This window comes from Rhodoplanes sp. SY1 (assembly GCF_046000175.1).
Classification (GTDB): domain Bacteria; phylum Pseudomonadota; class Alphaproteobacteria; order Rhizobiales; family Xanthobacteraceae; genus Rhodoplanes.
In genome coordinates, this window is record NZ_JBEOMB010000512.1 from 1 (window position 1) to 586 (window position 586).

At 63.5% G+C, this 586-nt stretch carries 1 protein-coding gene; it reads left to right on the forward strand.

The genetic code is table 11. From position 1 onward, the window contains the following. Positions 1-264: hypothetical protein (locus ABTU92_RS30675; RefSeq protein ID WP_408095297.1), on the forward strand; the 264-nt coding region annotated here is incomplete at its 5' end. Between the last annotated feature and the right edge of the window lie 322 nt (positions 265-586).

Sequence of the window (586 nt, forward strand, 5' to 3'; positions counted from 1 at the left end):
CAGGGCGACCTCGAGGAGATCGCGAAGAGCGTCGACGCTGCGTCGGGTGACATGAAGAGCGCGGTCGACGCCGCCCGCGACCTCTCGAAAGCCGCCAACGACACGGCCGAGTTGGCCTCGACGACACGCGCCTCGGCCGGAAAGCTCCAGGAAATGCCGGCGGAGCTGGAGATCGCCATCAAGGGGTTCATCGGAAACGTCCGCCAGTTCGGCGCCAACACGCTCGGCGAAGCAGCCCCGGTCGTCGATTGCGAATTGTTTTGACGGTGCCCGACCGAAGCCGTCCCTGAGGAGGACAGAGGCGTCCAACAGGGCGGAGTTGTGCTCGATCCTGCCGATGCTGCGGTCCCGGCCGCGTGACCAGGAGCTGTTCGATGCATCACGACCGTAATGCCAAAAGTCAGCTCCGTATTTGCTAGGCTATAAGCCCACGAAATACCGGCGGATCAATTCACGGCAGATGCGTCTGTCGTGCGGGCCGCCTGTCCCGTCGCAAAAGACAAACGCACGACTCTCATCGTGTCCTCCAATGAAAGTCCCACCAGCCCGGCGGCCCGTGCGGACTCTCCGACGATCTGCAACACGC